Here is a 26,095-nt window from a genome sequence, read left to right on the forward strand (position 1 = left end):
GCTCTCCCGGTATTCCGATAATAATAGGCACTAAAGATCTGATATGGAATGGAATAGTGAGTTATTGATCCTGTTGCTGATCCCCATCATCAGTGCCTTCGTGGGATGGTTTACCAATTATCTTGCGGTAAAAATGATGTTTTATCCGCTGGAGTTTGTGGGCATACGGCCTTTTTTCGGCTGGCAGGGGCTGATCCCGGCCAAACGGCGCAAAATGGCCGAAATCGAAGTGGAACTGGTACTCGGCAAACTGCTCAGCGTAGAGGAAATCGTCAATCGTCTGGATGCAGGATTACTCACTCAGGCGATTCAGCGGCGACTCAAACAGGTACTCCGGCGTATCGTCAATGATGTGATGCAGGAAGCGGCGCCAACACTCTGGTCTGCGCTGCCGGTGCAGGGCAAGAATCTGGTTTATGCCCGTATCGAGCTGGATATCCCCAATGTGGTGGCAAAAATGGTCAGGGATTTTCAGCAGAATGTTGGCGAGATCCTGGATATCCGCGAGCTGGTGGTCGAGCATCTGTCTGATGATCCTGAACTGATTAACGAAATCTTCCTCAAGGCCGGAGCCAGAGAATTCCCCTTTATCGAGCGCTCAGGCCTGTATTTCGGTTTCCTGTTCGGTCTTCCCACCATGCTGGTGTGGCACTTCTATCAGTTGTGGTGGATTCTGCCCTTAGGGGGGCTGGTCGTTGGTTATGCCACCAACTGGATCGCGATTAAAATTATCTTTGAGCCGAAACGGCCTACCAAAGTGGGTATGTTTACCTTTCAGGGCATGTTTTTAAAACGCCAGAAAGAAGTCTCCAGAGTGTATTCGGATATCATTCAGGAGCGGCTGCTGAATTCCCAGACTATTACTCATGCGGTGCTTAAAGGCTCCGGCTCGGCGCAATTACTGGAATTGATCGAATTGCATGTCAATGACGCCATTGAGCGATACGTGGCCGTGGCCCAGCCTTATTTTGCTCTGAGTGTGGGCTCAGAGGATTACTTTCGTATGAAAGAGCTTGCAGTACAGCGCCTGTTCGAAGATTCTGACAAATTCCTGCGCTATGCCCATGATTATGCGAATAATGCACTGAACATCGGCGATGATCTCTGTCTGAAAATGGAAGGGCTGAGCCCGGAGGAATTCGAAGGGGTTCTGCGCCCGGCCTATAAACAAGATGAATGGAAGCTGATCCTGGTGGGCGCCATTCTTGGTATGCTGGCGGGCTTCGCTCAGCTATATTTTGTATTTGGCGGATAATCACAACCAAAAGTTATTTACAGGGAATTGTCGATGAAGGTTTTTTTCTCAGCCTGTTTACTGTTTTTATCTGTCGGACTGGCGCAGGCGGCTTCTGTCTGGGAGGTGTCGTCCAAAGAGGGCAAGGTTCTGTATCTGGGGGGCACCCTGCACCTGCTCACCACTGAGGATTATCCGCTGGACAGTGCTTACAAACAGGCTTATCGGCGATCAGAAAAGCTGGTATTTGAAACCGATCAGGCGGTGCTGGAAACGGCTGAATTCCAGCGCGCCTTAATGCAACGCTTTGCGCTGGCTGAGGGCGAAGAACTGTCTGATTTTCTGGCGCCACAAACCTATGCTGATTTACGAACAGCCCTGCACAAGCGGGGCATTGCGGTGGAAGCCATGCAGGGTTTTAAAGCCTCAATGGTAGCCCTGACGCTGACCATGAGTGAATTCCAGCGCCTTGGATTTACGCAGCCGGGGGTAGATAAGTATTTTCATAACCAGGCCCTGAAGGACGGCAAAGCCACAGGTCAGCTTGAGACACCTGCCGAGCAACTGGATTTTCTCACCAGTATGGGGCATGACAACCCGGAACAGATGATTCGTTACACTCTGAAAGACATCCACCAAATGCCTGAAATGGTTGGCTCGTTGCGCCAGGCCTGGCTGGATGGTGATCTGAGGCAACTGGACAACCTCGGACTCAGACCGATGCAAAAGGAATATCCGCGGGTGTACGAGGTGCTGATTAAAGAGCGTAACCGGCAGTGGATGAAGAAAATATTGCCGATGTTTGAGTCACGGCAAACTCATTTTGTACTGGTGGGTGCCCTGCATTTACCCGGTGAACACGGCTTATTGATCCAGCTCAGGCAACAGGGCTTTAAGCTGAAGCAACTTTGATAAAGGTTTTCTTCCTTTCTGATTAGCGCTAGGCTGGTTATACGAGCCAGCCTGATTACCGGTTACCCGGTGATTCTGCCGGACGGGTATTAAGTCAACCATCTGAGGGGGCGAGACCGTGGCAAGTAAAACCGCGGAACGGATACTGTTTACCAGTCTCGAGCTTTTTAATGAGCATGGCGAAGCCACGGTTACCAGCGTGGACATTGCGATGGAGCTGGATATCAGTCCGGGTAACCTGTATTACCACTTCAAAGGGAAAGAAGTGATCGTGTTGGCGCTGTTTGATATGTACCGGCATAAACTCAGCCGCATCCTTGCAACCCCCGATCCTGACTTGTCATTGCAGGATTTTTTCTGTTTTTTATATCTGACGCTGGACTGTTCATCGTTGTTTCGGTTTTTGTACCGAAACCCATCCGATTTGATGGAGAAATATCCCGCGCTGGCAAAAGGGTTCAGGCAACTACTATTGACCCGTGAAGAGACCGTAGGCAGGCAACTGGATTATCTGCGCCGGAATCAGCAACTGAATTTGCCTGCGGATTCCCTTGCGCCACTCAGTGAACAGATAGGTCTGGTGTTCAGTCAGGCGGCAAATTACTATTTAATCAAAGAGCAGGTGCTTGACCAGAAGGGTTTTATTCAGAAATGTCTGACAAGCATTCTGTTTTTGTTACGGCCCTATTTAAAGGATGATGATGAAGCTGTTGGGGTGTTGAAAGAGCTTATCGGTGAACTGCGTTTTAATTGGGAAGGCAGGGATGAGTAAGAAAATCAGTTTTTTAGACAAGGCCTTCTGGATTACCGAGAGCGAGAATAGTCCTAAGCATGTTGCCAGTCTGCAGATTCTGGCCTTACCAGAATCGGCTGATGAGGATTACCTGCCTAATCTTGTCACCACGTTCAGGCGTTTCGATAAGGCTACGAGTCCCTTCAATACCGTAGTCGAGCGGGTCTTTGGATTTCCGTGGGCACTGAAGCCCGTGGAAAAGCTGGATATGCGATATCACGTTCAGTACCACGAAATTGACGATGTTTCTGATCGCCAGCAATTACACCTGTTTATTGCCCGGCTGCATGAGCCGCGGCTGGAACGTGATAAACCCCTTTGGCAATACCATATTATCAGCAGTAAAGAGGGACGACAGTTCGCCATCTATGTGAAGATTCACCATATTTACGGTGACGGGGCTACACTGATTCGCTGGTTTCAGGCGGCCTACAGGGATAAGCCCTGCAATGACGACTTCGCGCCGGTATGGGCCATTGAGCAGCCTATCCGAAATCGCCGAAAATGCCATTGGTTCAGAGGCCTGATGAACGGCAGCTGGCACTTTATCCGAACGATTACTGACCTGGTTTGGATCCTGTTTCGTATCCTCGTCAAATTATTGCGTATTAATACCCACTACATGCCGGTACCCTTTACCGGCACACGTACCGTACTGACCGGCCAGGTGCACAAGGGCAGAGTGGTGGCCACCGCTGATCTTGATTTTAAACGGGTACAGGCACTCTCCAAACGTTTGCGCGCTTCGGCCAATGAAATCTTATTATGCTGTTTTGATATTGGTGTGCACAGATTCCTGAAAGATTACGGTCACAGTTTTAAACGCGCTCTTTACACCAATATGCCAATTAATCTGCGTAAACCCGGCGAACAGATGGGAGGCAATAAGATTGCGATCGTGCCGGTAATGCTGGCCCATGGAGAAACAGACCCCTATCTGCGTCTGCGCCAGATTATCGAACATCACCGCATCGTAAAAAATGCCGCCAGACGCTCAGAGCCGGGTGCCTTTGCGTACTACACGATCTTAATTCAGTCTGTGTCGCTGCTGTTTGAGCTGTTGAGGGTGTCTGACTGGTTTAAGCCTATCGCCAATATTCTTATTTCCAATGTACCGGGGCCGAAACAGACTCGCTATCTCAAAGACGCAGAGTTATTGGCAGTGTACCCCATCTCTGCAATTACGCCGGGCGGTGGGGTTAATATTACTCTTCTGACATACGGGGATACTGCCAATATAGGTCTGGTGTGTACTGACCGGCGTATTAACTCACTCGGCAATATGGCCCAATATTTTAGTGAGGCCTTTGATATGCTTGAGAAATGTGTGGATGATCCCAGTCTGACCATCGAAGATATCGGTGAACATATGGATGAGGACGTACGTTCCATTGTTGCGGAGCAGGAAATTCATGAAAATGGTCATTAACCGGTTGAAACAGCTTGTATGTGGTGGTGTGGCGCTGATGCTGGTTGCCTGTGCCACGGTTAAGACGGTTCCCGGGGCAGAAGATGTCCGGCTACTGAGTGCCGCAGAGCTGTTAAACTGTCAGCGATTGGGCTCGGCTTCGGCACAGGTGGTGGATAGAATAGCCTTTGTGGAACGAGACAAAGAAAAAATGGCGAAAGAACTTCTGAAACTGGCTCAGAATGAGGCGGTGAAGATGGGAGGCAATGCGCTGCTGGTTGTCAGTGATATAAAAAATGGCAGCCGCCAGTTTGATGTTTATCGCTGCTGAATAAGTCTTCCTGAAAGCACCAGCTGTGGTGGCAGCAATACCCCTTAGTCAGGTCAGGGTCTCAGAACAGAAATGCCAGTACCTGCTTTTCGGCTCTGATCTGCTGGCCATACTCTGCAAATAATTTTTCATCCAGAAATCTGTTATCAAGTTTGTACTCAGGCTTGTGTTGCTCAAGGTAGGCCAGCATTTGCTGTTCAATTTGCCCTTTATGGTAATCCAATATGCGCTGTTTGCTGCCGTTGATATAGAGCTTCAGATATTGGCTGAGATCGCCGTACAGACTGTTTTCCAGCAGACTCATGGCGCTGCTGATACTCAGATCAATACCCAGATTCACCATGCTGCTCAGTGGCCCGGGTAACAGTTTCGTGAAAATCTCCCTGGCATCTTTGACCGCAGCATAATTGTCTTTAACCAGATGGGTCTGTAATAACCTGATATTTTTGGCGCGGAGAATACCCTGAGGTTTGTCAAAGGAGGGTGAGGCACAAAGCGTAATGAGCAGATGTGCCTGATAGAGCGGGTTACCCAGAACATCAACTTTAAACTCGCATAGCAGTGCAGTTTGTATCTGATCATCACCAGGCAAGCTGGTACTGGCTTCAATGACGTTAATGCGCCCCTTGCCATTGGGGATAGAAATATTGAAGTGAAGAGGTAGGTGAGGCCTGAGCATGTCATCAAGCTCGGTGTTGTCCATTTCAACGCGGCGCAGTATGCCCAGCCTTACCATCAGACTCAACAACCCGTACTTCAATTTGCCAAAGCGTCCCGATTCTATACGCATCACCTGCTGGTATCTCCCTCTTTCAACCCGAATAAGTCACTGTTATCAATAAACAAATTATAAAAAGGTGGATTTTTAACCTTTTATCAACAATATTGTAAAAGCCCTTACCGGAGTTCTCCATTAAAGAGGCTGTTCAGGTGAGTACCCGGCAATTTGATAATAAATACAATAAAGGTGGTGGTTTTATGTTTATCCCAAGCATGCTGTTAAAGCAACTCTACAACAGGGGCTCGCTGGTGAATACTGGTGATGGTGTCAGGTTTATGCTTAAAAACCGGTTAAAGGATGCCCACGTAACAGAAATCTGTGAAATCCGAATTGGTGAGAATGCCATTGCTGAGAAGCAAATCAGCTTACAGCTTGCTGATGGCCAGACAATGTCATTAGAAGAATTTAATCAGATTGGCAGTTACGACTTCCCCCTGAAGAGCAGCATTGCCGTGTTTATTCATCAGTGCCAGCCACTTCCCAGACAGAAACACGCGGTTTTTGTAAGCTTTAAGGCCTCGCCCTTTGGGACCCTTAAGTTTGAAGTGGAAGATGTGGTAACCGAAGACAAGGTGGCTGAGAACAAGATCCCCCGTGATGATTTGGATGATTACAGTGAATCTATCATCAAAACCCGCCAGCAGTATTTTGAGAAGTTCAGCGGTTCGAAAATCAACCATGTGGGCAAGTATTCCATCGACCCCCAACAGTTGCAGGGCAATATTGAGCATTTTATTGGTGTGGCGCAGGTTCCCATAGGTATGGCTGGCCCGTTTACGATTAATGGGGAGCACGCACAGGGTGAGTTTATGATCCCGCTGGCGACTACAGAAGGCACACTGGTGGCGTCCTATAACCGGGGCATGAAACTGTTGAATATGAGCGGTGGCGTAAAATCCACCGTAGTGGATGATGCCATGCAGCGGGCGCCGGTGTTTGTATTTGAAGATGCCAGGGGCGCCAGAGATTTTGTCCAGTGGGTGAAGAATAACTTTGAGACCATCAAGGCTGAGGCCGAATCCACCACCTCAGTCGGTAAACTCACCTATATCGATAATTTTTTATCTAATAAATTTGCCTTTTTACGCTTCAATTTTAAAACCGGGGACGCAGCGGGGCAGAACATGGTTGGGCGCGCCACCTTTGCCGCCTGTGGTTGGATCCTTGATCATTATCAGGGCGTTAAAAACTTTTATCTTGAATCCAATTTTGCAACGGATAAAAAGGCCTCGCATATTAATATTATGCGCACCCGTGGCAAGCGGGTGACGGCAGAGGCCACCATAAAACGGGAGCATCTGTTACAGGTAATGCGCGTCGACCCCAAACAGATTGATTACCATGGGCGGGTAGCCGGTGTGGGCTCGTTTCTGTCAGGGGTCAATAACACCGGGCTGCACTCGCCCAATGGTATTACCGCGATGTTTATTGCCACCGGCCAGGATGTGGCCAATGTATCCGAATCCTCTGCGGCCATTCTTTATTCTGAACTGACCGATGAGGGGGATCTGTACCTTTCCATTACCATTCCGTCACTGATTGTTGCTACCCATGGTGGTGGTACTGGCATAGGTACGCAGCGGGAATGTCTGGAGCTGCTGGGATGTTATGGCAAAGGGACGGTGTATAAGTTTGCAGAGATTGTTGCGGCAGTGGTGCTGGCGGGTGAAATTTCGCTGGCATCTGCTATTTCATCTTCTGATTGGGTCTCATCTCATGAGCAATATGGCAGGAACAGATAGCTGCTGGTTTTGTAATTTCTGTTAGACTGGTACGATGTGTTAGCGGGCAGTGGGTCTGCGCGGGTAAAGTATGCAGCATAGTGGCAGTGACAGAGCGTGAATGATAAGCAGAGCTTTGATTATATTGTAGTGGGGGGCGGGTCAGCCGGTTCAGCTCTGGCAGCACGGCTATCTGAAGATCCTGCCTGTCAGGTGTGCTTGCTCGAAGCGGGGGTACCTGACAGAAATCCCCTGATTCACATTCCTTTCGGGCTGGCGTTGTTAACCCGGTTTAAATCTATCAACTGGGATTATTACACGCAGCCACAGCGCCATTTAAATCAGCGCCGACTCTATTGGCCAAGGGGAAAAACCCTGGGTGGCTCCAGTTCTATTAATGCCATGTGTTATATCCGTGGCGCCAAAGAAGACTATGACCAATGGGAAGAACTGGGAGCCGCAGGCTGGAGCTGGCAATCTGTATTACCTTACTTTAAAAAGTCTGAAGATCAGCAGCATGGTGAAGATGCTTTTCATGGTGAGGGCGGGCCCCTGAGTGTCAGGGATCTGCGCCACATCAGTCCGCTGTCCAGGCGTTTTATTCAGGCCGGGGAATCAGTGGGTCTGACCCATCTGCAGGATTTTAACCGGGATTTCCGGGAGGGGGTCGGTGCCTATCAGGTCACTCAGAAAAACGGTCAGCGCTATTCCTCGGCGAGCGCTTACCTCAGCGATGCAAAATCCCGCCAGAATCTGCATATTATTACCTGCGCAGAAGTGCGCCGGATTCTGATTGAGGATAACCATGCTACCGGCGTCGAACTGGATTCATCCACTGGTATCAGGCAACTGAAGGCATCCAGAGAGGTGCTATTATGCGCCGGTGCTATAAACAGCCCTCAGTTGCTGATGCTCTCCGGCATTGGCCCGGCAACGCATTTGCGCGAGTGTGGCATTGAGCCTGTGGTGGATTTACCCGGAGTGGGGCAGAACTTACAGGATCATCTGGATGCCATTGTGCAGTATCAGTGTAAACGCCCCGGTGGATACGGACTTACCCTCAGGGCGTTGCCAGGCTACCTTTGTGCAGCCTGGCATTATCTCAGGGAACGTAAGGGGCTATTTACAAGCAATATCGCTGAAGCTGGTGGTTTCGCTTCTACCTCGAAAACCAACGATATGGTGGATATTCAGTTTCACTTCTTACCCGCCATACTTAAAGAGCATGGCAAGAAACTGGTGGGTGGGTATGGCTTTGGTTTGCATGTTTGTTGTTTGTACCCGAAAAGTCGTGGACAAATCTTGCTGAACAAGGCCAACCCTGGCGGTCCTGCGCATATTGACCCAAACTATCTTGATCATCCGGATGACCGTCAGATTATGCTCGAAGGGGTAAAGCTGGCCCGGCGTATACTTAAGCAAGGCTGTTTTGCGGATGTTGAAGGGCAGGAAATACTGCCTGGCGCGAATGTGACTGATGATGATGCGTTACTGAGTTTTATTCGTCAGCATGCCGAAACCATTTATCATCCGGTGGGAACCTGTCGGATGGGCAATGTTAATGATCCGATGACGGTCGTCTCACCAGAGCTTAAAGTGAAAGGCGTTACAGGGTTAAGGGTGGTTGACGCATCTGTGATGCCCACCCTGATTGGCGGTAATACCAATGCGCCGGTAATTATGATTGCTGAGAAAGCAGCCGATATGATTCGCCAGGGTGACTAAAGCTTTTATTACAGACACTTACCCCTATGCTGTTGATGCACTGCTACGCTTAGTATTTGAAATTCACCTGCTAACGGGTACAATTACTGCAAACAGGTCAGACCACTAGATAAGGATCGTATATGCCTACCAGTAAAAAATCAGCCAAACCCACAGTGGCAACCCATAAAGGCGACCGAATTGCTATTGTCAGTGGGTTACGCACCCCTTTCGCGAAGATGGCTTCTTACTTTCACGGCGTTCCTGCTGTTGATTTGGGCAAGATGGTGGTCAATGAAATGCTGGCCAGGACTAATCTGGATCCCAAACTGGTAGAGCAGCTGGTCTATGGTCAGGTTGTGCAGATGCCTGAGGCGCCAAATATTGCCAGGGAGATTGTGCTGGGCACCGGGATGTCAGTGCATACCGATGCATATAGCGTTTCCCGTGCATGTGCCACAAGTTTTCAGGCTACGGTCAATATTGCTGAGTCGATGATGGCCGGTAACATTGAAGTGGGTCTTGCCGGGGGCGCTGACTCTACTTCTGTTTCACCAATTGGTGTATCAAAAAACCTTGCCAGGGCGCTGGTGGATTTGCAGAAAACCAAAACCCTTGGGCAGAAGTGGAATGTGATTAAGCGCCTGGGCTTTAAAGACCTGTTACCCGTTCCACCCGCCGTGGCAGAATATTCCACCGGGCTGTCAATGGGGGATACTGCGGAACAGATGGCCAAAACACATCAGATCAGTCGTGAAGATCAGGATGCACTGGCCCATCGTTCGCACAGCAATGCGGCAAAAAGCTGGGAGGAAGGCAAACTCAGTGGTGAGGTAATGACGGCGTATGCCGAACCTTACAAAGGGAGCCTGGAGCAGGACAATAATGTGCGCTTCGATTCCAGACTGGAAAGCTACGCCAAGCTCAGGCCCGTTTTTGATCGTAAATATGGCACGGTGACCGCGGCAAACGCCACGCCACTGACCGATGGTGCATCGGCGGTACTAATGATGACAGAAAGCCGGGCCAAAGAGCTCGGTTATACGCCGTTAGGCTATATTCGCAGCTATGCGTTTTCAGCGATTGATGTGTGGCAGGACATGCTGATGGGGCCATCCTATGCTACCCCCATCGCTCTGGACAGGGCCGGCATGACGTTGAAGGACCTGACCCTTATCGAAATGCATGAGGCCTTTGCCGCGCAGACCCTTGCCAACATAAAAATGTTTGCCAGCGATACCTTTGCTAAGGAAAAGCTGGGACGGAAAAAGGCCACGGGTGAGATTGATATGGATAAATTCAATGTCATGGGCAGCTCCATTGCTTACGGTCACCCTTTTGCTGCAACTGGTACCAGAATGATCACCCAAATGTTAAATGAACTGAATCGACGCGGCGGTGGTACCGGCCTGGTAACCGCTTGTGCCGCAGGGGGCCTGGGGGCTGCCATGATTCTGGAAACGGAATAAGGAGGCAATGATGTCAACCAATAAGAGTGCATTTACGTTATCTCGCCGCGACGATGGTATTGCTATCCTGACTATGGATGTTCCCGGTGAGAGTATGAATACCCTCAAGGCAGAGTTTGCCGAGCAAATTGCCGAACAACTGGATGAAATCGATAAAGATCCGGGTATCAAAGGATTGGTCATTGCCAGCGGCAAGACCAGTTCATTTGTCGCTGGCGCCGATATCAGTATGCTTGCGGCTTGCAAGTCGGCAGAAGACGCGGAGGAATTATCACGTTCAGGCCAGCAAATGTTTCAGCGCATTGAAAACATGAAAATTCCGGTCGTCGCTGCCATACATGGTCCTGCCCTGGGCGGTGGGCTGGAGCTGGCGCTGTGTTGTCATTACCGTATCTGTAGCGATGATAATAAGACCGCAATGGGTCTGCCGGAAGTGCAGCTAGGTTTATTGCCAGGCTCTGGTGGTACACAACGCTTGCCCGCACTGGTAGGTATTCAAAAAGCCATGACCATGATGCTGACTGGCAAACAGCTCAGGCCTAAGCAGGCCAAACGAGATGGACTGGTGGATGACGCTGTGCCTTTGTCTATTCTGATGGATGTAGCGGTGCAGTTTGCCAATAAGCGCAAACCTCACCGCGAAGGGCCAAAACTGAGCCTAGTTGATAAGGCGCTTGAACGCACTCCATTTGGGCGCAGCTTTTTGTTTAAGCAGGCCCGTAAAAAGACGCTGGCAAAAACGCGCGGTAACTACCCGGCTCCTGAGCGCATTATTGATTGTATCGAAGCAGGGGTTAGCGGCTCCAGAGGGTACGCTACCGAGGCACGTCATTTTGGCCAACTTGTGATGACACCGGAATCCAGTCAATTAAGGAATATCTTTTTTTCCACCACAGAAATGAAAAAGGAAACCGGGATTGAAGGCGTAGAGCCTGCGTCGTTGCAAAAGGCGGCGGTGCTTGGCGGTGGGCTTATGGGCGGTGGTATTGCCTATGTAACAGCCACCAAAGCCGGTTTACCGGTCCGTATCAAAGACATTCGCTCGGAAGGTATTGCCAACGCCATCAAATACAGCTACGACCTGATGATTAAAAAGGTTAAGCGCCGGTTTATGCGTAAGTCCGAAATGCAACAACAGCTCTCATTACTCACCGGTAGCACCGACTATTCTGGGTTTAAGAACGTGGATATGGTGATCGAAGCGGTGTTTGAAGACCTGAAACTCAAACAGCAGATGGTGGCTGACATAGAAGAAAATTGTTATGAGAAGACCATTTTCGCCACCAATACATCTTCTATTCCGATCACTAAAATTGCAGCGCAGGCTAAACGGCCGCAGCAGGTTATTGGGCTGCATTACTTTTCTCCGGTGGATAAAATGCCGTTGGCTGAAGTTATTCCGCATCCTGATACCGATGATCAAACCATCTCTACCACCGTTGATTTTGCCCGCAAGCAGGGTAAGACACCGATTGTGGTCAAAGACGGTGCCGGCTTTTATGTTAATCGGATTCTTGCGCCATACATGAATGAAGCGGCAAATGTGCTGCTCAGTGGCGAGCCTATCGAACAGATTGACAAAGCACTATTAAACTTTGGTTTTCCGGTGGGTCCGATGAAGTTGCTGGATGAAGTCGGGATTGATATCGGTGCCAAGATTTCACCAATTCTGGTGGAAGAACTGGGGGACAGGTTTAAAGCGCCGGAAGCGTTTGACAAGCTGCTGGCCGATGATCGTAAAGGTAAAAAGAATAAGAAGGGGTTGTATCTCTACAGTGGTAAGAAACCCGGCAAAGAAGTGGATGAGTCAGTTTATAGTCTGCTTGGTTTGTCACCTGCGCAGCAATTCAGCCATGAGCAGATAGCCGAGCGGTGTATTTTGTTAATGCTCAATGAAGCGGCGATGTGTCTCGACGAAAACGTAATTCGCAGTCCCCGTGACGGCGACATTGGTGCCATCTTTGGTATAGGCTTTCCACCATTTCTGGGTGGCCCTTTCCGCTACATGGACAGTCTGGGCATCAGTCACATTGTTGCCAGGCTGGAACATTACCAGGGGTTTTATGGTGACAGGTTTACGCCGGCTGCGTCGCTTAAGAGTATGGCTGATGAGGGAAAAAGCTTTTATTCGTAACTCTGGGTTAACATAACCTTAACGAATAAAAAACTAAAAAATAAGTTTATATTGATATAATTGGGCCGTCTGTGATTAAGCAGACGGCTTTTTTGTTTTCATAGGTGCGCAATATGATTATCGGATTACTGGCCTGTATTGTTTCGGCAGTGTTTTGTTATGTGGAAAGTTTTCGAAGTGGCTTGAGTGCAAAACATTGGGGACTGGCAGGATTGATTTTCGGCCCTTTAATATTGCCATTATTTAACGTTAAAAGACGGCTTGCCCTGCGCCGTGTTCGCGACTTTGACTGCGTCTATCTACGCGCATAAAAAAAGAGAGCTCAGCTCTCTTTTTTGAAATTATCTGTTCCTCAGTCGATGCTGAACAACAAGCTTTGCTGTGCATTAGATACGTACTGAACCTGGCTTCCAGATTTGTACAGCAGGAGCCTGAGTCTGTACCTGAGTTTTGGCACCATCGGCGGCTTTATCAGCAACAGGGGCTGCAGTAGTCATAACAAGTGCCATTGCATAAGCTTTCAACATGGTTTCTCTCCAATCGGGTTAATTATTATTGACAGTTGTTATCAACTGCCGATTAAACATAGCGAAAGCTGTGCCATACTTTGTAAGTTATTGAAATATATACAAAGGTATAGGTTGTGGATGGGGGTTCTGAGACGTGTCAAAATATTGTCAACAGTGGTCCTGGCTATATAGTCTGCATTGACTGCGATCTGGCGAGTCAGTGTTTTTTGCAGGTGGCAAGAATTGTCTTGGGTGATGACAGAAAAGTCATCTGGTGCGGCAAGCCAGCGCCACTGTCCAGACAGGCAGGAACACATAGATGGTGTTAAAAAGTAATTTTAACATTGAGGGATGTCAGAGGTTTTGTTGTTTTATCAACTTGGAAAGGTGGCGGTTCTCGACCAGCAGGCGGGTAAAGCGCTCAGCATTCAGTGGTTTGCTGTATAGGTAGCCTTGCAGCATTTCACATTCATAACGTCGCAGTATGCTTAATTGTTGTTCCTCTTCTACGCCTTCTGCCACCACTTTAAGGCCCAGGTTATGGGCAATCGTGATAATGGCACTGGTCATATGGCGGTCTACCGAACTGGTGGCAATATCGTCAATAAATGCCTTATCTATCTTCAGGGTATTCAGTGGGAAGCGCTTAAGATAGGCCAGCGATGAGTAACCGGTACCAAAGTCATCCAGAGCCAGGTGAATTCCCATCTCTCTGAGTCGTTGCATCAGCTGCAGGGATTGTTCCGGTTGCTGCATCAGGGTGCCTTCTGTTATCTCACACTCCAGATGCAGGGCAGACAGCCCGGTTTCTTTTAAAACCTGTTCTATGCGCCTGTCCAGATCCGGCAGCTCGAACTGCCTGGCGGAGATATTGATCGCCACCCGACCGGTAAAGAGGCCTTTCTTTACCCACTCCTGAGTCTGTTCACAGGCTTTACGCAGAACAATTTCGCCAATGTCGATAATCTGACCGGTCTCTTCGGCCAGCGGTATAAACTGATCCGGACTGACAATGCCTTTCTCCGGATGTTCGAAACGCACCAGGGCTTCCATACTGACTAACTGGCCGGAGGCAATGTCCACTTTCGGTTGGTAAAAAACACTGAACAGATCTTCTTTAATACCGTGACGGATAAGGTTCTCTATCTGCAGTTGGCGTACCGCGTTCTGATTCATTTCTCCGCTGAAAAACTGATACTTATTCCCTCCGGCATTCTTGGCGAAGTACATGGCCGTGTCGGCATTTTTTAACAGTTCCTGGGGGGTTTTCCCATCTTCCGGATAGAAGGCTATTCCTAAACTGGCACCTAATACGAATTCCTGACGATTAATCACAAAAGAGCGGGCCATATCATCCAGAATGCTTTGTGCCAGGTGCGTGATGCGATGCACATCAGTGGTATTTTCAATCAGAATGCTGAATTCATCGCCGCCGAGACGATAGCAGGTAGAGCTGGTGCCGGTAATTTTTTGCAGTCTTGCCGCAATTTGTTTGATCAGTAAATCACCGGTCTGGTGGCCCATGGAATCGTTAATCTTTTTGAAATTGTCCATGTCCATACAGAGCAGGGCATGAGAGGTGGTGCGCCTGATTAAGTTTTGATGACTGGCCTGGAAAAAGGAACGATTTGGCAGGCCTGTCAGAGTGTCCGTATTGGCCAGTTGTAACAGTTCCTTTTCTGTTTGCTTGCGTGAGGTAATATCCGAGAACACACCAACAAAGTGACCAACATTACCGTTTTCATCATGAATCGCGTCAATGTTAAGATCGATCTCATAACGATCATGCCCATGACGGGTTGATTCAATTTCACCGCTCCAGTTGCCTTTTTGTTTCAGAGCCTTGCGCACCTCTTCGGTAAACGCCGGTGGATACTGGTCGAAACTCAGATAGCTTGCAAGGGCCTGTTGTTTAGTTTCGCCGGTATGGTGGCAATAGGCCTGATTGACCGATACGATTTTAAAGCTGGTGTCGGTAATAAACACGCCGTCAGAAATGGTTTCAATAGAGCGTTTAAATAACCTTAATTGTTCCTCGGCTTCTTTTAAGTGGCTGATGTTCTTCAGAGTACCGGTCATGCGTAAGGGCTTTTTATCTGTTGACCAGGTGACCACTTTACCTCTGTCGAGTAGCCATACCCACTTGCCGCTAAAGTTTTTCACTCGGTAGGTGGTTTCATAAAACTCAGTCTGGCCTTGCAGGTGTTCGTTTAATATCTCGCGAACACGGGTGATATCTGAACAGTGGATATTTGAAGCCAGTTCGGTTACCACCCTGTGATTATCCTGGGGAAAATCAATAATGCCCCAGATGTTGGAGCGGAACACTTCCCCGTTAGGAATATCCCAGTCCCAGAGTTCATCGCCGCTGCTCCACAGAGTAAGCTTGAGGCGTTCTTCACTATCCTGCACCCGTTTCTGAGTATTTTTGCGATGCTGATATTGATTGTACCAATAGCTGAGGATTAAAAAGCCGCACAGAGCGTAAATAATCAAAGCGTAGCGGTGCAACCACAATGGAGATTTAATATGAATTTTCAGGGTCGCGGCTTCTGACCAGATACCGTCGAGCTCTCTGGCCTGCACTTTGAAAATATAATCACCAAAGCCCAGGTTAGTGAAGCTGGCCTGACGTATACGGTTATCGGCTTCCAGCCATTGGTCAGATAGTCCCTGCATCTGATAGCGATAGTTAATCGAGCTGGGATTAACCGGGTTTATCTGGGCAAATTCAAAAGAGAATGGAGAGGCTTTATTCTCCAGGGTAAGTGAACGGGTAAGGTGAATAGGTTTTTGTAGCGGACTACCGATATCATTAAGCCCTACCTGTTGATTCAGAATCTGTAGCTCGGTAATTGTTGGTTGCAACTCAGATGCCTGAGTTGAATCTGACAGTCTTTCAGGCCTGAAAACATGAAAGCCATTCATGCCACCAAACAAAATGTTACCATTTCTGGTAATCAGCCCGGCAGACTCATTGAGTTCATTGTAATCGAGTTGGGCCCGTGAAATATGTCTGACAATCTTGCCGTTACTGAGGGAGATTTGATCTATCCCTTTAAACGTCGCTGCCCAAAGATATTGCTTATCCAGTAACATGGTCAGCACAACATTATCTGACAACCCCATGGATTTATTATAATGCTGAACCGGCTGATAGGTTTCTTTATCCAGTTTATATAATCCATGCTTTAAACTGGATATCCAAAAATAGTTTTTTCCCTCCACTACTTCATTGGCATCGGAAAACGGGGACGTGCCTTCATCAGATTGGAAAATCAGTTGGTTAAACTGCTTTGTTTCCAGATTATAGAGCGTGATTCCGTCACTGGTTATAACCCATACGTTGCGATCAGAATCCACGATATTTGGTTTTATTTGTTGGCCTTGCTTGTTGGGGATTGCAATTTTTTCAATTGAATAGTCGCTTATATCTACTGATATCAGCTCTTCTGTAGATGAAATCCATGCGCTTTCACTTGTAAGTCTGACGTTTTCTACCAATTGGCCTTTTAACAGATGTTGCCTGAGTTGAACACTGGTGTTCTCTTCTATACTGTAAACAAACAATCCAACTTTGGTTGCCAGCCAGATGCGGTTTTTATGGTCAATAGCCAGGTCCCAAATGGAGTGAGGGAAATCCTGAAGGTAATAAGTAAACTCACCGGTATTTGGGTTAAACAGGTTAAGCCCGCCAAACTGCGTGGCTATCCAGACATTCCCATCCGCCGACTCCGAAAGTGCCCAGACCATATTGTCAGACAGAGAAATGTTACTGTGCGGGATAGCTTCATAATGTTTAATAAAGGCGGCGTTTTCATTAAACCGATGCAATCCACCGGAGTAACTGCCCAGCCAGATGCTGCCCTTACTATCAACAAACAGCTTAAAAATAAATCTGCTGCGCAGAGACACTAATGCGTCGTTATTCTGACCGATAGTCAAACTGGTATTTTTTTCCGGGTCTAATATGGTCAGTCCTTCTGTAGTACCAATCCAGATATGTCCATTTTGCCCTTGTGCCAGGGTTCGTACGGTATAACCGGGTAATGACGGAGTTGACTGTGGACTCAGTGATTTGACCAGTTGCAGCTTGTCGTCCAGCACAAAAACCCCTAGCTCTGTGGCCAGCCAGAGGTGGTCTTCGATCTCTAATACATCAAACAGAGCGGTTGCGGCTAGCTTGAGCCCCCAGGGGTTATTACCATCTAAGGCATACAGGTCATTAGTGTTTTTATCGAGAATGCGGATTCCATGGCCATAACTGCCTAAGAACAAAAGGTTGAGCTCTTCTTTGATGATTGTTGTTTCGGGGAAAGTCTGGTTCCCTGCTAAGCTAACAATGTTGAAGCTATCTGATTGCTGCTGATATTCGTAAATATGAGATTCATCTGCAACCCACAGCGCCTGGTCTGACTTTTCAGTAATTGTCCAGATTTTATCACCCAGTAAACTACTGTTATCCTTGGTGTAACGGCGAAAACTTTCACTGTCGGGGTGATACTTTGCCAAACCATTATCAGTGCCTATCCATAGTCTGTCCCGCGAATCAATGTATAGTTGACGCACAAACTTACCTGGCAGGCTGGATGGGTCTTCTGGGTTATGGTGGTACTGTTTAAACTCATAGCCATCGAAGCGATTCAGCCCATCAGCAGTGGCGATCCATATAAACCCTTGTTTATCTTCAACGATATCAATAACGGTAGATTGAGTAAGGCCCTGGGCTACGGAGTAGTTATCAAATTGCAGCGCCGAGATATCCGTTGTCGCAGCAGCTGTCAGAGGATAACAGCCGAGCAAAGTCAGAACTGACAATAGACAAGCCAGATTAGTCAACGAAAGACGCAATGGACACCTTTGGGCAGCACAGGCTGCTTTTTATAATAATTTTAATTTCTTTAGTGTATTACCTTCAGTCTTCCATAAACTGAATACATATCGCGCTATCCCGCTGCGCACAAGGCATAAGGCTTCCTAAAGTAAAAGATGTTAGCAAGCAAGTCAAAGGATATGGCGTTAAAAGGCCAGGCTTTATGATACCAAAGGGGCACTTGCTTTGAATTTGCTCATATTGCTGATGATTTCGCCTTTCAGCTGTACATCATCATTTGGCCCCGGCTGGTTGTACAGCAACAGCTGAGCCGGTTTGCCGCCTTTAATGAGTTGCTCAAGAAAAAGGACAACCTCATTAAGGCTCAGACGCTCTATTTGCGTACTAAGCTGATGTTGCTGATCAAAGTCCCTGTCCTGATTACCAATTGCCAGCCACAGCCTTTGGCTGCGCATCGATAAACTGGTATCACTGGCGGTTAATTGTTTGCTGATACTGGATTTTAATCCTTTCCATTCCTGTTCCGGGATGGATTGAATCAGCTCAGTTGCCCGGAGTAGAAAGCTGTCAATATGCATTACCAGATTTTCCACTGAATGTGTCGGTGACTGAATATAAAAGCCAATTCCGGGGTGTTGGTTGTAGGGCATATAGCCTGAGCCCACTACATAGCCCAATTGTTTTTCTGTGCGCAATTGATTGAAAAACGGTCCAGATAGAAGTTGCTCTGTGAGAATGGAGCGGGCAATACCGCCGACAGAACGGTCAGGTGATTGCAGATAGAGCAAAACGGCGTTTTCTCCGGGTTGACAGCGAACAGGCAACAGATAGCGTTGTGCTGACTCGAGACTGACGATCCTGCGTGGAATAGACGCTATGGGTTGTGCTTTTGCCAACAATGCCGTGCTGATGTTGGCAGAGAATGTGCGTGCCTGTTGTTCAGACCAGTCACCGTAAGCGAAGGCGTCAAGATGCAATTGCTTCAGTAGCTGATATTGCATTGTTCGCATCTTCTCTGGGGTTGCTGTGTCTAGAATAGGGAGCATATCCAGGGGGGAATCAGATAATGGCTGCAACAGCACTGACAGACGGGTAAAGAGCCTGTTGATTGGCTTGTTGAGCAAGTTATTCTGCATGGCCTGCCATTGCCTGGCTCTGGCGTGTTCAAACTGGTTGTCAGAAAATTCGAACCGCATTACATCATATACAATTTGCTCAGCCAGCTCGAATTGACGGTCGCTGAAGCCGCTGGTGTGCAGAGAAAAACCACCCTGATGGGCATAAAAGTGAAAATTCAGCCCTGCAATCATGGCCTGATAGTATTGCTGATTCAGTTTGTCCTGAACCATGCTGGTCCAGATACGTTTGTAACACCGTAGTTCGGGGCTATCCTCAATCGCGGCACTATCGAATGATAAATAAAGTTCACCTTTTGGCTGGTTAAAGTGTGGATCCTGACCAAACCAGAATTTGAATCCGGTATTACTGATCAGTTGTTGCGGCAAGCTGAATGCGGGATCCATTTGATGAGGTTCAGTGCGCACGCACAGGTATGGATTGGCTTCAGGTAATTGCATATCAGGGGCAATGTTTGCGTCAAGTAATTGCTGCCTGAGCGATGCAGAGAGCTTCTCTACGGCGTAAGGCGTGGAATACCAGCGAGCCTCTCTGTCAGTTTCCAATTCCGGCATAATCAGTTTTAAGCGCATATTGTCGGGATTGAGTTGTGCAAGAATCGATTGAATCAACTCCGGCTCGTAACTATCCATCAGATATTCTCCAATCAACAGATGCTCCTGCGGATAATGATGCATCTGTTCGGAAAGGCCTGACGCTAGCTCAATGGATCTGGGTTTATCATGAAAATCGAACGCCAGCTGATTGAACTGTTTTCTTTCATCAAAACGCCAGCGACTGATCCCTTTGCGCTTTATCAGCTTCAGATAGGCAAAAATATCCGTCAGCACACGAGACCATTGTGACGCCCCTTTGACCGTTAATTGCAGGTTAATATTAAAGTCTTTGAAGTTACTGCCATGGATTCCGCCTCCTGCACTAAGATTGGTGGCCAGCCCCTGCTTTTTCAGGTGGCTTAGCAAACTGCCCTGACCTTCATCGCCGATCAGGTGGCTGAGCAGATAGAGGGGTTTGCTGCGGTAGTAAGGTTGAATATCGGGTAGAGCGAAGGTGACAATCATGCGTCGGGCTGTTTTTATCGGCACGACTTTAAGGATTAACCCCAGATGCTCTGGCAAATACAGTGGTGGGAGTTCCTGCGCCGGGACTTTTTCTCTCTGAGGAATTGCTTCAAAATATTGCTTTACCAGGGTGCTGCTCTGATCGAGGGGTAAATCTGATACCACACACAGGCAAATATTCGTTGCATGGTAATGCAGGCTATGCATCGTGCGGAGCATTTTTTGTAGCTCTGAAGCGCTGAATTGAGAGAATACCTGTGAATTCCCCACAGAGAATTTACTGAACGGATGGGCATGATTACAGGTTTCTTTATGTACTTGATAAAGGCATCGTAAGTCGTCTTTTTGCTTAAGACGAAACTCAGCATCGATGGAATGGATTTCCGATTCGATATCCGTGACCGAAAAGTTGGGCTGTTGCAGCATAGCCGAAAATTGTTCCAGAGCAGGCCCGAGGGCTTGTGTCAATGTATCAAAATAGAAACTCGAGTGTTCGGTTCCGGTCCATGCATTTACATGCCCACCTGACGATGACAGATAGTCCGCCAGGTGATTGGGGCGATTAAATTTCTGGCAACCTAAAAACAACATATGCTCAAGCAGATGTGACAAACCCTCGCACTCTGTGGGGTCCTGGAAGTGTCCCATTGCAATCGTCGCTGAAATCGCCGACTTTTTGCTGCCGGAATCTTCTACCAGTAAAACGCGTAAACCATTGGTCAGTGTCAGATACTGGTAACGGCATTGATCATGTTTGCTTTGAATCACCGGTTGTCATGCCTCCGGGGGTGTTTACAGGATATGAAATAGGATAATCTATGCAATTGCAACTTCATTGCAGTTTTCAGGGTATTTCAACTTAATGCAAATCTTCATTATGCGTCATGGTGAGGCACAAAGCCGATTTTCACAGGACGCCAGCCGTGAGCTTACATCGCAGGGCACAGCCGAATCTGTAGCAACGGGGCTCTGGTTACATCAGAGTGCTGCAGAGATGGATTTGGCAATTGTCAGTCCCTATATCCGGGCGAGGCAGACACTCAAGGCCATACAACGCAAGCTGCCAGTAAATGAAGTAATACATACTGAGGATGTGACGCCTTACGGCAATGCCGACGAATTTTATGATTACCTTCTGGCCCTGAGAGAAACCCGACCCGAACTGAAAAGGGTACTGATTGTTAGTCATATGCCTTTTGTCAGTGCATTGGTTGATGCGCTGTGTGGTCAACAACATTCATTGCTATTTGCGACCGCCGGTGTGGCAGAGCTTCACGTTTTACCAGATGAGGTGAGAGCCAGTCTGATTCGCCAATATATTCCCTGAGTCTTCAGCATCCTGTTAGCCGCTGCCACCAGGCGAGGCTAAAAGGCCCTGGTGACGTCATGATCTTTTGATATCGCCCCCTGGAACTTCAGGAACATGCCTTGCCTGATTGTTTCAGCCTTCGTTGGGTGATTCATTATCTGGATGGTTCGGTATTGTTGGCGTTAATTGATCATTTTCTCTTTAGCTTCTGAGGCGCTTACCGATAAAGAGCAGAGGAGGAGAGAGGTATGTCGGGTAAAACGCTGCCTGCGTATTTACAGCAGGTGTTGGAAAATCATATCGCACAGTCGGATTTAGTGCGGGACAAAGAGCTGGAAGATATTTTTCGTGGCTTAAACCGTCTGAATGATAACGTTGAGCGCCTCAAAGCTGTGATCCTGAAACGCAGACAAGAGTCGTCAGCAAGCGTGCCGCAAGCACCTGTTAAAAACAAAACAGGGAAAGAATAACCCTAACTACTCTTATTTTCGTCTTTGCCATGTGCATATGGGCGATAGGAAAACGGCATTACCCGCACTGACTTGACCATATTCTCATTGGTTTCAATAATTTCGAGTGGATATCCCGCAATTCTGCAACACAGGTTAACCTGTGGGATTTCTTCAAAGTGTTCAATGATTAGTCCGTTCAGCGTTTTCGGCCCTTCCGTGGGAAACTGCCAGTCCATTTCTTTATTCAGATCGCGGATGTTTGCGCTGCCATCCACCAACACGCTGCCGTCAGATTCAAGATTCACCTCTTTACTATGAGTCGGCAGAATGGTCGTGGTGAAATCCCCCACGATTTCCTCCAGTATATCCTCCAGCGTTACCAGCCCCTGAATATCGCCATATTCGTCCACCACTAAGCCAATCCGCTCTTTGGCGGCCTGAAATTTGTATAGCAAGGTATGCAACGGGGTGGACTCAGGGGTGAAATAGATCTCCCTTACCGCCCGCAATAAACTGGCTTTGGAAAACTCGTCTTTGGTGAGTAATTTAAGTGCATCACGCATATGCAGAAAGCCAACAGCGTCATCAATATTATCCCGGTAAAGCAGCACACGCGTATGCTGGGAATGGAAGAGTTGTTTCTGAATAGACTTCCAGTCGTCGTTCACATCGATGGCGACAATTTCGTTGCGTGGGATCATAATATCCTCAGCGGTGACCTTTTCCAGGTCCAGTATTCCCACCAGCATCTCCTGGTGCTGCTTGGGGATCATGGCACCGGCTTCATGCACCACAGTGCGAAGCTCTTCACGACTCAGACTGTCTTCTCCGCTGCTGGCCGGATTAATACGAAACAGGATAAGAATTCCGTTGGTAAAGCCATTGATGATATAAACCAGTGGATAAAACACTTTAAGCAGGGGAAGCAGAATAAAGGAGCTGGGAAAAGAGATTTTCTCCGGATACAGCGCCGCCAGAGTTTTTGGTGTTACCTCAGCAAAGACCAGGATCACCAGAGTCAGCGCAAAGGTAGCAATAGCGATACCAATATCCCCAAACAGCCTCATTCCAATAATAGTGGCAACCGCCGACGCGGCAATATTGACAAGATTATTGCCGATTAATATCAGCCCAATCAGCCTGTCAGGTCTCAACAAGAGTTTGTGTACTCTGTTCGCACCACTATGGTTTTCTTTGACCAGATGCTTCAGTCGATAGCGGTTGATCGACATCATGCCGGTTTCCGAACTGGAGAAATATGCAGAGAGTACAATTAAGACGGCCAGCAGAATAAAGAGCGAACCGGTAGTGATCTCGTCCAAAAAAGGTTTCCTGTTTAAGTTACTGAACTGACTAAAAGCAGCCACGTCCTCTGATCAGAATCAGGGAGTGTGACAAACTTGAGATTACATTCCCAGCAAAACTTCTTTTACAAATCGGCTGCCAAAGTAGGCCAGAGTCAGGATCACGGCGCCAGTGACGGTTCCTATTATAATAGGTTTGCCTCGCCAGCCCAGTTTATGGTGACCGACAAGCAAGGTTGCAAACAATAGCCATGCGAGTAATGAAAGAACGGTTTTGTGAGCCTGATGTTGAGCAAACATATCATCCAGAAATACAAAGCCGCTGATGAGTGACAGGCTGAGTATTAACGTACCAATCAGAAGGAGTCTGAAAAATATTCGTTCTACAATCATCAGTGGAGGCAGGGATGAGTGCAGCAACGATACTTGCTTATGCTTCAGCCTGAAATTGATATACGAAAGTTGCAGGGCGTACAGCATACTGATTATCAGACAGCCGTAGGCAAACAATGCCAGAGTGATATGAGTTATTAACGCCGGGCGCAAATCAATATGCATCACATAAGAGTCAGGAACCAATTGATTGGTCAATACAATGATCGCAGCAAACCCGTAGACCATGGGCAGAAGCAGGGCATTAGGCAGGCTGAATGAAGCAATAGTCATCGAAAGGGTGATCATAAGGGCGACCAGCGATGCCACGTTCAGGATACTCATATTCTGCCCGGCGCCGCTGAATATGCCGTCAATAACCAGTATCATATGGGCAACCACCGCCAGGCTCCCTACCAGAACTGATAATTTGTGTTTTGGCCCTTCCTGATGAAATAACCTGGCGCTGATATGACCCACTGCGATCAGGTAAAGTGCACAGACGGCAAGTGCCATTATTAGCATGCAGTATTCTCCTTTGGCAGCATAAAGCGCTTTTATCTCCCGCTGACATCCCTACTTTGGGGTGGGTTGGCTATAATCGGTTGCTTAACCAGATAAATTCAGCCCAAGTATATCCCCTGAGGTCAGGCTAGACCAGAGATGAAATGTTGACTTAACATTGGCCTGTATAGATCCCGTTCTGAGTTAGGTATAATCCCCGCCAATAATGATTCTTTTTGAATGTATTAGTCAGCAACACCAGCGAGTCAGGAAAAATAGATGTTTGAGAATCTGAGTGAACGGTTAGGTAAAACCCTTAAAAATATCAGCGGCCGGGGCCGACTAACCGAAGACAATATTAAAGATACCCTGCGTGAGGTCAGAATGGCCTTGTTGGAAGCCGATGTCGCGTTACCTGTGGTGCGTGAATTTATCAGTCAGGTTAAAGAAAAAGCCGTCGGTATAGAGGTAAGTAAAAGCCTTAATCCGGGTCAGGTATTTATCAAGATTGTTCAGGCCGAGCTGGAAGCCATCATGGGTCAGGCCAATGAAAAGTTGGACCTGTCGTCGCAACCACCAGCGGTGGTCATGGTAGCAGGCCTGCAGGGCGCTGGTAAAACGACGAGTATTGGCAAATTGGCGAGGTTCCTGCGCGAGCGGGAGAAGAAAAAGGTACTGGTGGTCAGCGCCGATATTTACCGCCCGGCAGCGATTAAACAGCTTGAAACCCTGGCCTCTGAGGTTCAGGTTGGCTTCTACCCCTCCAGTGCCGATCAGGATCCGGTTGATATTGTTGAAGGCGCCATTGAACAGGCCCGTAAACAGTTTTTTGATGTACTGCTGGTAGATACGGCCGGTCGTCTTCATGTAGACGACAAAATGATGGGGGAGATCAAGGCTCTGCACCAGGCGATTCAGCCTATAGAAACCCTGTTTGTGGTGGATGCAATGACCGGGCAGGATGCGGCGAATACGGCCCAGGCGTTTAACGAGGCGCTGCCGTTGACCGGTGTGATACTGACCAAGGCAGATGGTGATGCCAGAGGCGGTGCAGCCCTTTCTGTACGCCATATCACCGGGAAGCCGATAAAATTCTTAGGCATGGGTGAGAAATCCGATGCCCTCGAACCTTTCCACCCAGAGCGTGTTGCCTCCCGTATTCTCGGGATGGGCGATGTGCTTAGTCTGGTTGAAGAAATTGAGCGTAAGGTTGATAAAGATAAAGCCCAGAAGCTGGCCAAAAAAGTCCAGAAAGGTAAAGGCTTTGATTTGCAGGACTTTAAAGAACAACTTGAGCAAATGCGTGATATGGGCGGCATGATGTCACTGGTAGATAAGATGCCGGGGATGGGCAATATGTCGGCACAGATTAAAGACAAGGCTAACGACAAGTCCTTTAATCAGATGGAAGCCATTATCAACTCTATGACACCGGGTGAACGTCAACGGCCAGAAGTGATCAAAGGTTCCAGAAAACGCCGTATTGCAGCGGGCTCGGGTACCCAGATTCAGGACGTGAATCGGTTGTTGAAGCAATTTACCCAGATGCAGAAGATGATGAAAAAGATGTCCGGTGGCGGCATGGGCAAAATGATGAAGCGTATGAAGGGTATGATGCCTCCGGGCGGCCCCGGTGGTCCGGGCGGAATGTTTCCCCGCTGATCGCATTGAGGGGTGAGGGATATGTGTGAGCTGAAGCCGCTACTCTCGATTTATGCTACTAACCACCACGAACCACACCAAAAGCACGCACAAAAGAAATACTAACTACGGGGACACAGAGGGCACAGAGAAGTGGAGGGGTACGCCGTTGATACCTCTGTGTTCTCTGTGTCTCCGTGGTGAAAGCTTTTAAGGGGCCTGTAGTCAGGTTTCTTCGTGCGCTTTATGGTCCAAAAGCCTCGAACCACGAAGGACGCTAAGAGCACGAAGATGGCAGAAGGAAGGGTTGTTCGTCACAAGGGAGAGCTCGTCGTCCTGATAAAAATCAGGGCCTCATAAACACAGCTGCGTAGTGAAAAGACTTCCCAGCCGCCTGATACAGATACCGGGTCAAGCCCGGCCCCCCTTGATCGTTAAATTGATACTCCGCTTTACCGATTTATTGTGATTCACTATTATTCATA

General features: G+C 48.1%; 18 protein-coding genes and 1 pseudogene. 13 read left to right on the plus strand and 6 right to left on the minus strand.

Annotation, left to right across the window (positions count from 1 at the left end; translation table 11 throughout):
* Window positions 1-43 precede the first annotated feature (43 nt).
* From CDA54_RS18725 to CDA54_RS18745, 5 genes are all read left to right on the plus strand, one after another.
* Window positions 44-1,255 (plus strand): DUF445 domain-containing protein, encoded by a 1,212-nt coding sequence (locus CDA54_RS18725; RefSeq protein WP_099036575.1) that lies wholly within the window; start codon window positions 44-46, stop codon window positions 1,253-1,255.
* Between the two features lie 33 nt (window positions 1,256-1,288).
* Window positions 1,289-2,146: a TraB/GumN family protein gene (locus tag CDA54_RS18730; protein ID WP_099036576.1), complete on the plus strand. Its 858-nt coding sequence runs from the start codon at window positions 1,289-1,291 to the stop codon at window positions 2,144-2,146.
* 118 nt (window positions 2,147-2,264) lie between these two features.
* Window positions 2,265-2,918 carry a TetR/AcrR family transcriptional regulator gene (locus CDA54_RS18735; protein WP_099036577.1) on the plus strand — a complete coding sequence of 218 codons (654 nt, stop codon included), beginning with the start codon at window positions 2,265-2,267 and terminating at the stop codon, window positions 2,916-2,918.
* Window positions 2,911-4,368 (plus strand): wax ester/triacylglycerol synthase domain-containing protein, encoded by a 1,458-nt coding sequence (locus CDA54_RS18740; RefSeq protein ID WP_099036578.1) that lies wholly within the window; start codon window positions 2,911-2,913, stop codon window positions 4,366-4,368. Before CDA54_RS18735 ends, CDA54_RS18740 begins: the two co-directional genes overlap by 8 nt.
* Window positions 4,352-4,678 carry a DUF4156 domain-containing protein gene (locus CDA54_RS18745; protein WP_218962435.1) on the plus strand — a complete coding sequence of 109 codons (327 nt, stop codon included), beginning with the start codon at window positions 4,352-4,354 and terminating at the stop codon, window positions 4,676-4,678. Before CDA54_RS18740 ends, CDA54_RS18745 begins: the two co-directional genes overlap by 17 nt.
* 61 nt (window positions 4,679-4,739) lie before the next feature.
* Here CDA54_RS18745 and CDA54_RS18750 read toward each other — a convergent pair whose 3' ends face one another.
* Window positions 4,740-5,471: a hypothetical protein gene (locus CDA54_RS18750; RefSeq protein WP_143452329.1), complete on the minus strand. Its 732-nt coding sequence runs from the start codon at window positions 5,469-5,471 to the stop codon at window positions 4,740-4,742.
* Window positions 5,472-5,671: 200 nt separating this feature from the next.
* On the opposite strand from CDA54_RS18750, the pseudogene CDA54_RS20035 reads away from it, so the two are divergent.
* The 5 genes and pseudogenes from CDA54_RS20035 to fadJ all read left to right on the plus strand — a co-directional run.
* A pseudogene (locus tag CDA54_RS20035) lies at window positions 5,672-6,010 on the plus strand (hydroxymethylglutaryl-CoA reductase); the annotation flags it as partial.
* Window positions 6,011-6,013: 3 nt separating this feature from the next.
* The gene (locus tag CDA54_RS18755; RefSeq protein ID WP_373286108.1) at window positions 6,014-7,201 is read left to right on the plus strand and encodes a hydroxymethylglutaryl-CoA reductase; all 1,188 of its coding nucleotides are present in this window, start codon (window positions 6,014-6,016) and stop codon (window positions 7,199-7,201) included.
* Window positions 7,202-7,297: 96 nt separating this feature from the next.
* Complete coding sequence (locus CDA54_RS18760) at window positions 7,298-8,905, plus strand: GMC family oxidoreductase (RefSeq protein ID WP_099036580.1); 1,608 nt, start codon at window positions 7,298-7,300, stop codon at window positions 8,903-8,905.
* 122 nt (window positions 8,906-9,027) lie between these two features.
* Window positions 9,028-10,353 carry an acetyl-CoA C-acyltransferase FadI gene (fadI, locus tag CDA54_RS18765; RefSeq protein ID WP_099036581.1) on the plus strand — a complete coding sequence of 442 codons (1,326 nt, stop codon included), beginning with the start codon at window positions 9,028-9,030 and terminating at the stop codon, window positions 10,351-10,353.
* Between the two features lie 10 nt (window positions 10,354-10,363).
* Window positions 10,364-12,487: a fatty acid oxidation complex subunit alpha FadJ gene (fadJ, locus tag CDA54_RS18770; RefSeq protein WP_229748190.1), complete on the plus strand. Its 2,124-nt coding sequence runs from the start codon at window positions 10,364-10,366 to the stop codon at window positions 12,485-12,487.
* Window positions 12,488-12,873: 386 nt separating this feature from the next.
* Here fadJ and CDA54_RS19660 read toward each other — a convergent pair whose 3' ends face one another.
* From CDA54_RS19660 to CDA54_RS18785, 3 genes are all read right to left on the minus strand, one after another.
* Window positions 12,874-13,014 carry a hypothetical protein gene (locus CDA54_RS19660; protein ID WP_180237278.1) on the minus strand — a complete coding sequence of 47 codons (141 nt, stop codon included), beginning with the start codon at window positions 13,012-13,014 and terminating at the stop codon, window positions 12,874-12,876.
* Between the two features lie 336 nt (window positions 13,015-13,350).
* Window positions 13,351-17,814 carry an EAL domain-containing protein gene (locus tag CDA54_RS18780; protein ID WP_229748189.1) on the minus strand — a complete coding sequence of 1,488 codons (4,464 nt, stop codon included), beginning with the start codon at window positions 17,812-17,814 and terminating at the stop codon, window positions 13,351-13,353.
* A gap of 216 nt (window positions 17,815-18,030) precedes the next feature.
* A complete protein-coding gene (locus CDA54_RS18785; RefSeq protein ID WP_099036584.1) occupies window positions 18,031-20,796 on the minus strand; it encodes an insulinase family protein in 2,766 nt (921 codons plus the stop codon).
* A gap of 94 nt (window positions 20,797-20,890) precedes the next feature.
* Here CDA54_RS18785 and sixA point away from each other — a divergent pair, with 94 nt between their 5' ends.
* Together sixA and CDA54_RS18795 are read left to right on the plus strand one after the other, a co-directional pair.
* Window positions 20,891-21,355: a phosphohistidine phosphatase SixA gene (gene sixA / locus CDA54_RS18790; protein ID WP_099036585.1), complete on the plus strand. Its 465-nt coding sequence runs from the start codon at window positions 20,891-20,893 to the stop codon at window positions 21,353-21,355.
* Window positions 21,356-21,585: 230 nt separating this feature from the next.
* A complete protein-coding gene (locus CDA54_RS18795) occupies window positions 21,586-21,807 on the plus strand; it encodes a hypothetical protein (protein ID WP_099036586.1) in 222 nt (73 codons plus the stop codon).
* A gap of 2 nt (window positions 21,808-21,809) precedes the next feature.
* On the opposite strand, the gene CDA54_RS18800 is transcribed toward CDA54_RS18795, so the two are convergent.
* Both CDA54_RS18800 and CDA54_RS18805 read right to left on the minus strand, forming a co-directional pair.
* Complete coding sequence (locus CDA54_RS18800; RefSeq protein WP_099036587.1) at window positions 21,810-23,111, minus strand: HlyC/CorC family transporter; 1,302 nt, start codon at window positions 23,109-23,111, stop codon at window positions 21,810-21,812.
* An 84-nt stretch (window positions 23,112-23,195) separates the two neighbouring features.
* Complete coding sequence (locus CDA54_RS18805) at window positions 23,196-23,990, minus strand: cytochrome C assembly family protein (protein ID WP_180237279.1); 795 nt, start codon at window positions 23,988-23,990, stop codon at window positions 23,196-23,198.
* A 258-nt stretch (window positions 23,991-24,248) separates the two neighbouring features.
* On the opposite strand from CDA54_RS18805, the gene ffh reads away from it, so the two are divergent.
* Window positions 24,249-25,631: a signal recognition particle protein gene (ffh, locus tag CDA54_RS18810; RefSeq protein ID WP_099036588.1), complete on the plus strand. Its 1,383-nt coding sequence runs from the start codon at window positions 24,249-24,251 to the stop codon at window positions 25,629-25,631.
* Window positions 25,632-26,095: the final 464 nt, after the last annotated feature.

The organism is Lacimicrobium alkaliphilum, assembly GCF_002591895.1.
Lineage (GTDB): Bacteria > Pseudomonadota > Gammaproteobacteria > Enterobacterales > Alteromonadaceae > Lacimicrobium > Lacimicrobium alkaliphilum.